7 protein-coding genes and 1 tRNA gene are annotated in these 8,090 nt (G+C 43.7%); 1 reads left to right on the forward strand and 7 read right to left on the reverse strand.

Annotated features, from left to right (window positions below; all coding sequences use genetic code 11):
* Window positions 1-297: 297 nt before the first annotated feature.
* Genes lnt through miaB form a run of 5 tightly spaced genes read right to left on the reverse strand, consistent with a single transcriptional unit; the run spans window position 298 to window position 5,738 of the window.
* Window positions 298-1,875 carry an apolipoprotein N-acyltransferase gene (gene lnt / locus MHN32_RS15595; protein WP_239422277.1) on the reverse strand — a complete coding sequence of 526 codons (1,578 nt, stop codon included), beginning with the start codon at window positions 1,873-1,875 and terminating at the stop codon, window positions 298-300.
* Entirely contained in the window at window positions 1,853-2,731 is an 879-nt protein-coding gene (gene corC / locus MHN32_RS15600; RefSeq protein WP_010607361.1) for a CNNM family magnesium/cobalt transport protein CorC, read from the reverse strand. The genes lnt and corC overlap by 23 nt, the downstream gene beginning before the upstream one ends.
* A 22-nt stretch (window positions 2,732-2,753) precedes the next feature.
* Window positions 2,754-3,212: an rRNA maturation RNase YbeY gene (gene ybeY / locus MHN32_RS15605; protein WP_239422278.1), complete on the reverse strand. Its 459-nt coding sequence runs from the start codon at window positions 3,210-3,212 to the stop codon at window positions 2,754-2,756.
* 3 nt (window positions 3,213-3,215) lie between these two features.
* A complete protein-coding gene (locus tag MHN32_RS15610) occupies window positions 3,216-4,250 on the reverse strand; it encodes a PhoH family protein (RefSeq protein WP_010370423.1) in 1,035 nt (344 codons plus the stop codon).
* A 54-nt stretch (window positions 4,251-4,304) separates the two neighbouring features.
* Window positions 4,305-5,738 carry a tRNA (N6-isopentenyl adenosine(37)-C2)-methylthiotransferase MiaB gene (gene miaB / locus MHN32_RS15615; RefSeq protein ID WP_239422279.1) on the reverse strand — a complete coding sequence of 478 codons (1,434 nt, stop codon included), beginning with the start codon at window positions 5,736-5,738 and terminating at the stop codon, window positions 4,305-4,307.
* A gap of 230 nt (window positions 5,739-5,968) precedes the next feature.
* On the opposite strand from miaB, the gene MHN32_RS15620 reads away from it, so the two are divergent.
* The gene (locus tag MHN32_RS15620; protein ID WP_237116782.1) at window positions 5,969-7,135 is read left to right on the forward strand and encodes an FAD-dependent oxidoreductase; all 1,167 of its coding nucleotides are present in this window, start codon (window positions 5,969-5,971) and stop codon (window positions 7,133-7,135) included.
* A 216-nt stretch (window positions 7,136-7,351) separates the two neighbouring features.
* Here the strand turns inward: MHN32_RS15620 and MHN32_RS15625 are convergent, their stop codons facing one another.
* Both MHN32_RS15625 and MHN32_RS15630 read right to left on the reverse strand, forming a co-directional pair.
* Entirely contained in the window at window positions 7,352-7,906 is a 555-nt protein-coding gene (locus MHN32_RS15625) for a hypothetical protein (RefSeq protein WP_174170842.1), read from the reverse strand.
* An 86-nt stretch (window positions 7,907-7,992) separates the two neighbouring features.
* Window positions 7,993-8,077: transfer RNA gene (locus MHN32_RS15630), tRNA-Leu, on the reverse strand.
* Window positions 8,078-8,090: the final 13 nt, after the last annotated feature.

Genomic DNA, 8,090 nt, shown 5'->3' on the forward strand with positions numbered 1-8,090 from the left:
TGCTTTTACCTGAGGTTAAATACTCACTGCGATTTTACGTTGTGATATGGTAAAAGCTCGCCGCGTAAAGCGGCTCCCACCAGAGGTTATATATTACGTGTAGGAGCGATTTCACATCGCGATATGGCATTAGATATCGCCGCGTAAAGCGGCTCCTACCAAAGGTTATTTATTGCATGTAGGAGCGATTTCACATCGCGATATGGCATTAGATATCGCCGCGTAAAGCGGCTCCTACCAGAGGTTATATATTACGTGCAGGAGCGATTTTACATCGCGACAGGTACAACACCGCAACTACAAAAAGTTGCGTTCAAATCGCTTAAGCACTATGGACTTTGCCTTTGCGGCGGTGAGTATCAGCAAAATAAAAGCGACAATAAACCAGATGGGGCGATTACCATGCTCTGCATACCAGCTCACTCCACTAATTAGTTTTACATCACTTTTCAGTATATTGGCTTCGAATTGTGGAATGGCATGCTGAACTTTGCTAAGTGGATCGTAAACACCAGTGATACCATTATTCGTTACTCGAATTAATGGGCGCTGTAATTCTAAGGCACGCATGCGAGCGATCTGCATATGCTGATGCGGGCCGTGGGAATCTCCAAACCAAGCGTCGTTGCTCACAGTAAAAAGAATATCTGACTCAGATGTAAAGTTACCTCTGACAAGCTCGCTAAACGCGATTTCGTAGCAAATAGCGGGTAACACATGCAAACCGTTTGCAAGTAGGTTTGGTTGTACCGCATCACCTCGAGTAAATGACGACATCGCTAAGTTAAAAAGAGGCGCAATAGGACGCAATAGGTCTTCGAACGGCACAAACTCACCAATAGGCAACAATTGGTGCTTCTGGTAGCGGTTTTTGTGCAGATAGTGATATTGCCCTTCGCTATCTTCTTTTTCTTTTTTACCAAGGGTGATCAGCGTGTTGTACGCGGTTCTGGTATCAAACTGATAATCGGGAATACCCGTTATTAGCGCCGTGCCATTAAACGCAGCGGCTTTGTCCAGCCCTTCTAAAAATGGGTAGGCGATATCTTCAAATTCTGGAATAGCCGCTTCTGGCCACACCACTAAATCAACGCCTTGCCAGTTAGGTCTGGTCATATCTCGATATTTAGACATGGTAGGCCAAAACTGTTCAGGCTCCCAGCGCAGACTCTGTTTGATATTACCTTGTACAAGTAAGGTGGTAATTTCATCACCCGAGTATTTCAGTGGGCCTTGAATGACCGGCACACTGTATAGACCGGCAATGCCAGCAAAGCTGACTATGGTGAGATAAATCGCACGTTGTTTAAGTAGATAGTAGAGGCTTGTTGTCGCTAAAATAACTAACAATGTTAAGCCAAATTCACCGATCCAAGGGGCTAAACTGCCCAATGGCGAGTCAGTTAATGTGTAACCGAAGCTAAGCCAAGGGAAGCCCGTGAGCATATGGCCTCGCAGCCACTCGGTAATGGCAAACCCCGCCACAAGTGCCAACACCCGTTGCCAAGGTGTGCGAGTAAAGTAGCTGGCAAAAGCAAATGCCAATGTCGGGTAGATGGCAAGATAAGCACATAGTAATGCCATCAACAGCACTGAGACAGGTAAGGGTAAACCACCAAATTCAGCTATAGAGACATGCACCCAGCTTATGCCAAGGGCAAACCAGCCAAAGCCAAATAAAAAGCCATATTTAGCCGCGAGCTTTGGACTGGGTTTATCGGTAAGCCAAGTCGCTATAATCAAGCTGACAAACGCGATGGGCCAAAAACCAAAAGGGGAATAAGCAAAAGTAAGTGCACAGCCAGAAATGAGTGCCAGCCATGCAAACTTATCTTTTGCGAGGTTACTCAGGTTAGATACTAGAATCTTCAACATGTTCAGATTTAGGTACACTTACTTGAATTTGTAAGATCCTCCGGTTATCGGAGTTAGTTACCTTAAACTGAAGGGGATCTATGTCTATGGTTTCACCACGGCTTGGCATATGGCCAAATGCATGAAGAATAATACCGCCAATGGTATCTGCTTCTTGGGTGTCGTAGTTGGTTTTGAAAAATTCGTTGAATTCATCCAATGGCGTGAGTGCTTGCACGGTATAAACATGTTTAGACAGCTGACGAATATCTTGTTGTTCTTCGTCGTCATCATGTTCATCTTCGATTTCACCAACAATGGTTTCGAGAATATCTTCGATAGTAACCAGTCCAGATACACCGCCGTATTCATCAATCACGATAGCCATATGGTAACGTTTTTGACGGAATTCGTTGAGCAGGGTATCGACACGCTTACTTTCAGGCACGACCACTGCGGGACGAAGATATTCGCGGATACTTGGCAAATCGCGCTCTTCGCGCAAAATCAAAGGTAAGAGATCTTTGGCAAGTAAGATGCCTTCTACGTGGTCTTTGTCTTCACAAATCACAGGAAAACGCGAGTGTGAAGATTCTACCATCATAGGGAGTTGAGCACTGAGCGGCTCATCTACATCAAGTGTAATCATTTGCGAACGTGGGATCATGATGTCACGTACTTTCAGCTCTGAAACGCTGAGTACACCTTCCATCATGTCTTTGGTTTCTGGGTCAATCAGCTGGCGCTCTTGCGCATCAGCGATGACTTCAGCCAATTCTTCTTTATTTTGGGGTTCCCCTTGCAGCATCTGTGTGATGCGTCCCAGCCAGGTCTTGCTAGAAGAACCCTGACTACTTTGCGAGTTATCGTCGCTCATTAGTTGTGTCTGCTCCGTTAATTTAACAATCGTCTCTGTAAGGATCTGCGATATTCAAAGAAGCGAGAATTTGCTTCTCTATTGTTTCCATTTCTACCGCGTCTTGTTCATTTATATGGTCAAATCCAAGTAAATGCAAGCAACCATGGATAACCATATGGGCGAAGTGGTCATGAAAGGTCTTTTCTTGCTCTATGGATTCTTGGTATACCACTTGGGGACAGATAATTAAATCACCAATAAGTGGCAACTGAATCCCCGGTGGTGCATCAAATGGGAAAGACAACACGTTGGTTGGCTTGTCTTTGCCCCTGTATTGGCTATTGAGCTCTTGGCTTTCGTGCTCGTCAGCGATGCGAATCGTTAATTCTGCTTCTTCGCGAAATTGCGTTAATGCATGTTCTGCCCATAATTGAAATTGTGCTTCGGATGGTAAGTTTTCAAACTCACAAACCAATTGCAAATCTAGCATTAGGTCCATGGTTTATTCCTCAGAAGGTTGCTGTTTCGCTTGATGCTTTTCAGCTTTAGCGAGACGCTCTTGTTCTTCTTTCTTCTCGTATGCTTCGACGATACGAGCAACCACAGGGTGTCTAACTACATCGTGAGATTTAAAGAAGTTAAATGAAATCTCTTCTACATCATTGAGTACTTCTATCGCATGACGAAGTCCAGAGCGCGCACCACGAGGTAAATCGATTTGGGTGATATCACCGGTGATCACCGCTTTTGAATTAAAGCCAATCCGGGTAAGAAACATCTTCATTTGTTCAGTCGTGGTATTTTGGCTCTCGTCCAAGATAATAAACGCGTCATTGAGTGTTCGACCACGCATATACGCCAAAGGTGCAACTTCGATGACATTTTTTTCGATTAAGCGCTCAACTTTTTCAAAACCAAGCATCTCGAATAGGGCGTCATAAAGAGGGCGAAGGTAAGGGTCGATTTTTTGTGTTAAATCACCCGGTAAGAAGCCCAGCTTTTCACCAGCTTCAACTGCTGGACGAGTGAGGAGGATGCGACGTATTTCTTGACGTTCTAGCGCATCAACCGCTGCCGCAACAGCAAGATAGGTTTTACCAGTACCTGCAGGACCAACACCAAAGGTAATATCGTGAGTTAAGATATTAGCGACATATTGGCTCTGATTTGGGTTACGAGGCTTAACTACACCGCGACGAGTCTTAATATAGACTTCTTTGTCCCATACGGTTGGGGCGTCTTGTTCGAGTACGTTCGCTTCTGTGATGGCCAGATGAACCTGATCCGGTTCGATTTCTGTCATTTTTCCTTTCACAGGCTGAGTATCAACATATAGAGATTTTAGAATATCCACAGCTGCTTTTGCCGTTACCGCTTGTCCGGTCACTTTAAACCAATTGTCACGGTGCGCGATTTCAACTCCAAGGCGACGTTCTATTTGTTTTAGATTTTCGTCGAACGGACCACAAAGTGAAGAAAGGCGGTGGTTATCTGCGGGTTCTAAGTAAATTTCTATATTCTTTATCTGATTACTCAAAATGTCTTCCTATAAAAATGACGCTAGCCGAAGCTAGCGCACAATTTAAAAATGCTAGGGGGTAAAAGTACCAACACCTAATTCATTAATTTCAGGTTCTTGTGGTGCTTTATTTAAGATATCCGACGGTTTTACGTCACGACGTAAATCCATTTCTGCTTCAGTACGGATAAGTTCACCACGTAACGAGTTTGGTAACGCCTCAGTAATACGTACATCGACGAATTGGCCGATCACTGAGTGTGGACCTTCAAAGTTTACAACGCGGTTATTTTCGGTTCTACCACGCAGTTCCATTGGGTTTTTCTTCGATGGTCCCTCAACCAAAATACGCTGCTCGGTATCGTGCATCTTGCGGCTGATATCCTGCGCCATTTGGTTGATACGGTTCTGTAGAAGATACAGGCGTTCTTTCTTTTCTGATTCTGCCACATCGTCAGGTAAGTCTGCTGCTGGCGTGCCAGGTCGCGCCGAGTAGATGAAACTAAAGCTCATATCAAAGCCGATATCATTAATCAGGTTCATCGTTGCTTCAAAGTCTGCGTTTGATTCACCTGGGAAACCAATGATGAAATCTGAAGACATGCTTAGGCTCGGGCGGATCTTACGTAGCTTGCGGATCGTTGACTTGTACTCAAGCGCAGTATGACCGCGTTTCATCAGGTTTAGAATACGGTCTGAACCACTTTGTACCGGTAGGTGTAAATGGTCAACAAGCTCTGGCACATCCGCATAGGCTTCAATAATATCTGGTGTAAATTCAACCGGGTGAGATGTTGTATAACGAATACGGTCAATACCGTCAATTGCTGCAACGTAGCGAATTAAATCAGAGAAGTAACAAATTTCACCATCGTGCATTTCACCACGGTAAGCATTTACGTTTTGACCGAGTAAGTTCACTTCACGTACACCTTGCTCCGCAAGCTGAGCAACTTCAAGGATCACATCATCTAGAGGACGGCTTACTTCTTCGCCACGCGTGTACGGTACAACACAGAAAGTACAGTACTTAGAGCAACCTTCCATAATTGAAACAAATGCACTCGGGCCTTCAGCCTTTGGCTCAGGGAGGCGGTCAAATTTTTCAATTTCAGGGAATGAAATATCAACGACAGCACCTTCTTTGCTTTGCACCTGTTTGATCATCTCTGGCAGGCGGTGCAATGTTTGTGGGCCAAACACGATATCAACAAATGGAGCGCGCTGACGAATGGTGTCGCCTTCTTGTGATGCTACGCAGCCACCAACACCGATAACAAGATCAGGGTTTGTGTCTTTTAGTAGTTTCCAACGACCAAGTTGGTGGAATACTTTTTCCTGTGCCTTCTCACGAATCGAGCAAGTATTGAGTAGGATCACATCAGCTTGCTCAGCTTCTTCTGTAAGCTGATAGCCATTTGTTGAATCCAAAAGATCCGCCATTTTCTGGGAGTCATACTCGTTCATCTGACAACCCCAGGTTTTAATATGCAGTTTTTTACTCATTTAAATATTGCCTCGTTTACAACTCGGTGTTTAGCACTACGCGTTTCTCGTGCAGGCGATGCTGAATTGATATCATTATGCCTAAAGGACGCGTATTTTATATGACCTATCTTGTCTAGCCAAGTATAGATTTTAACTTTCAAAATGTGGATCAATACAGGGTGTTTTAAGCAAACATATGTTTTTATATGCGTTACAATGCGCAAAGACTCAATTAAGTGGAATATGGCATGAAAAACAAGGCTCTGATAGTCGGTGGTGGCATGGTTGGTGCAGCGTGTGCTGTTAAGCTAGCGAAGCAAGGTGTTGACGTAACCATTATTGAACATTCTCCCATCTCACCTGATGCAATACTCGCAAGTGATAAGGTAGATATTCGCGTTTCTGCTATCAATCGCTTTTCCGAGCAGTTACTAGATGAGCTTGGTGCTATGCCTGTGTTAAGAAGCACCAGAGCCGCGGTTTACAAGCAGCTAGAAGCCTATGAGGATAAGCCAGGGCAATTGATATTTGATTGTGAAGCGCTAAACGCCTCGCACTTAGGCCACTTAATTGAGAATAACCTCATTCAAGCAGCATTGTGGCAACAGTTTGAGGAATTTGATATCAAAGTGGTTTCACCAGAGGGGATCCCAAAGCGCATTGTTCATAATGAGGATTCCGTGACGATTGAGTATCAAGCAGCATCCTTTACCACCGATTTGTTAATTGCAGCTGATGGTGGCCGTTCTATCGTCAGACAAATGAGTGGCATAGGCGTGACGGGGTGGCAATATGAGCAACATTGTATGGGGCTGCTGATTAAACTCGACGCGCCGCAGCAAGAAAAAACATGGCAGCAATTTAAGCCATCAGGTCCCATTGCCTTTTTACCTATGCAGTATCCGTATGCCAATCTGATTTGGTATGACAACGGCAATAAACTCAATTTACTTAAGCAACTAGATAAGCAGGCGCTAAAACAAGAAGTAAAAGCTGCATTTTTTGAGCTACCCGGTGACTTTGAGATTGAAGAAGTGGCGGTTTTTCCTTTAGCAAGGCAACATGCTAACCAATACGTGAGCGAACGAGTGGTATTAGTAGGAGATGCAGCTCATACCATTAATCCGTTAGCAGGGCAGGGAGTAAATCTTGGCTTTAAAGACGTAGCGGCACTTGCCGAAGCGATTGAGGCAAAAGAAGATATTGGTGACAGCAGTGCACTACATCATTACGAGTCAAAGCGTAGGAAAGACAATCTTTTGATGATGAGTATGATGGATGCGTGTTATTTTGGCTTTTCGAATCAAGTAACACCGTTAAAGCATTTGAGAAATCTGGCGCTGAATGTGGCGAATAAAGCTGGGCCGATAAAAACAGAAGTGCTTAAGCACGCCATGGGAGGAGTTGGTTTTTAATCTTTGTTCTCTACACTGAGCGTGTTACACCAATTTACTTAACCTGAGGTTTGGATAAGGAATGTTCCAACTCATTGTTGCTAAAGCACAACTTAGTTTTTTCCTTGTCTAGCCAGCAAGATTTAGGGAAAACAAGGCTAATTAAGTGATCTTTTTGAAGGGGCAAGTATTAAGATAAATTGGTATTACTGCACGCTTCATTATTTAGTGCCGAGATCATCTCATCAGTGTTAGCTTATCGACGACATACATCAAGGTATTAATATCAAATTTGCCATCTAGCCTTAATAACCAATCACTGTTGGGCTGCAAAATGTAAGCAGTTTGAACCCCTGAAGGTCTGATAGAAGAAAAAATATGTTTTGCTCCGTGAGTAGCGGTAAATACATTTGCTTCGTCTATAACGCCAAGCTCAGCACTGACTTTCTGCATGTCTTCACTCTGTATATCAAACGTACCATTGAAAGCTCGTGTCATAAACTCAAGAGGTGTTAAATCGTACTTGTTAGGTAGACCAGCAAGCGCGGTAGCGCCAGTTATCCAGCTTAACGTTAGTTCAGAAGAGTTGTCGCGAATCACAACTGAGTAGGTATCGTTAGTAAAAGTTTGGAATGAAACTTTATTTGCCTGCTCTGAGGGCTGACAGTAGCTAAAGTGCTTGAGTGCTATTTCTATGTGTGATGGAGAGCAAATTGAGCTAGCCCTTGCTTCTACAAAGCTAGGTATACTGAAAATAATTAATGAAAATAAAAGAAATAAAGACTTTAGCACTTTCTTTCCTAACACGGAGAAAGTATAAAAGTAACATTAGGAAAATGAGCTAGGAATGAATAAAGAGAAAAGAAATTGTTACTAAATGGTGCGGAAAGAGAGACTTGAACTCTCACATCCGAAGATACTGGAACCTAAATCCAGCGCGTCTACCAATTCCGCCACTTCCGCACAGTAGATATTT

The sequence above is a fragment of the Pseudoalteromonas sp. Of11M-6 genome, assembly GCF_022347905.1.
In the GTDB taxonomy this organism is placed as follows: Bacteria; Pseudomonadota; Gammaproteobacteria; order Enterobacterales; family Alteromonadaceae; genus Pseudoalteromonas.

Bases quoted from the DNA above. Each gene is read 5' to 3' on its own strand.
- lnt (WP_239422277.1), bottom strand. From the start codon at position 1,875: ATGTTGAAGATTCTAGTATCTAACCTGAGTAACCTCGCAAAAGATAAG.
- corC (WP_010607361.1), bottom strand. From the start codon at position 2,731: ATGAGCGACGATAACTCGCAAAGTAGTCAGGGTTCTTCTAGCAAGACC.
- ybeY (WP_239422278.1), bottom strand. From the start codon at position 3,212: ATGGACCTAATGCTAGATTTGCAATTGGTTTGTGAGTTTGAAAACTTA.
- miaB (WP_239422279.1), bottom strand. From the start codon at position 5,738: ATGAGTAAAAAACTGCATATTAAAACCTGGGGTTGTCAGATGAACGAG.
- MHN32_RS15620 (WP_237116782.1), top strand. From the start codon at position 5,969: ATGAAAAACAAGGCTCTGATAGTCGGTGGTGGCATGGTTGGTGCAGCG.